Source organism: Actinomadura rugatobispora, from assembly GCF_042656285.1.
Lineage (GTDB): Bacteria > Actinomycetota > Actinomycetes > Streptosporangiales > Streptosporangiaceae > Spirillospora > Spirillospora rugatobispora.
This window is the reverse complement of the sequence record NZ_JBHSON010000250.1, coordinates 1-1337: the sequence shown is the minus strand read 5'-3', so window position 1 is coordinate 1337 and position 1337 is coordinate 1. Positions and strand designations below refer to the sequence as shown.

1 pseudogene is annotated in these 1337 nt (G+C 68.6%); it reads right to left on the bottom strand.

Annotation, left to right across the window (positions count from 1 at the left end):
• Positions 1 to 1337 (bottom strand): annotated as a pseudogene (locus tag ACFPZN_RS56150) (DNA-directed RNA polymerase subunit beta); the annotation flags it as partial.

Here is a 1337-nt window from a genome sequence, read left to right as displayed (position 1 = left end):
CCCAGGTGGGTCTCCAGGACCTGGCCGACGTTCATCCGGCCGGGCACGCCCAGCGGGTTCAGGACGATGTCGACCGGGGTGCCGTCCTCCAGGAACGGCATGTCCTCGACCGGCAGCACCTTGGAGATGACGCCCTTGTTGCCGTGCCGGCCCGCCAGCTTGTCCCCGTCGGTGATCTTGCGCTTCTGCGCCACGTACACCCGGACCAGCTCGTTGACGCCCGGCGGCAGCTCGTCGCCCTCGTCCCGGGAGAACACCCGGACACCGATGACCTTGCCCTGCTCACCGTGCGGCACCTTCAGCGAGGTGTCGCGCACCTCGCGCGCCTTCTCACCGAAGATCGCCCGCAGCAGCCGCTCCTCGGGCGTCAGCTCGGTCTCGCCCTTCGGCGTGACCTTGCCCACCAGGATGTCCCCGGGCACCACGTCGGCGCCGATCCGGATGATCCCGCGCTCGTCGAGATCGGCCAGCACCTCCTCCGACACGTTCGGGATGTCCCGGGTGATCTCCTCGGGCCCCAGCTTGGTGTCACGGGCGTCGACCTCGTGCTCCTCGATGTGGATCGAGGACAGGACATCGTCCTGCACCAGCCGCTGGGAGAGGATGATGGCGTCCTCGTAGTTGTGACCCTCCCACGGCATGAACGCCACCAGCAGGTTCTTGCCCAGCGCCATCTCGCCCTGGTCGGTGCACGGCCCGTCGGCCACGACCTGGCCCACCTCGACCCGGGCGCCCTCGTCCACGATGGGCTTCTGGTTGAAGCAGGTGCCCTGGTTGGACCGCTTGAACTTGGCGACCCGGTAGGTGGTGCGGGTGCCGTCATCGTTCATCACGGTCACGTAGTCGGCGGAGACCTCCTCGACCACGCCGGCCTTCTCGGCCACGATGACGTCACCGGCGTCGACCGCGGCGCGGTACTCCATACCGGTGCCCACCAGCGGCGACTCGCTGCGCAGCAACGGCACCGACTGGCGCTGCATGTTGGAGCCCATCAGCGCCGGTGGCGACCGAGGTCATCTGCCGCGCCGAGACGTCCATGTACTGGACCTCGCGCGGGCCCACCAGCTCGACCTCGCCGCCCTTCTTGCGGATCAGGACCTTGGACTCGGCGAACGAGCCGTCGTCGTTCAGCGCCGAGTTGGCCTGCGCGATGACGTAGCGGTCCTCCTCGTCGGCGGTGAGGTAGTCGATCTGCTCGGTGACGACGCCGTCCTCGACCTTGCGGTAGGGGGTCTCGACGAAGCCGAAGGGGTTCACCCGCCCGAACGCCGCCAGCGACCCGATCAGGCCGATGTTGGGGCCTTCCGGCGTCTCGATCGGGCACATCCGCCCGTAGT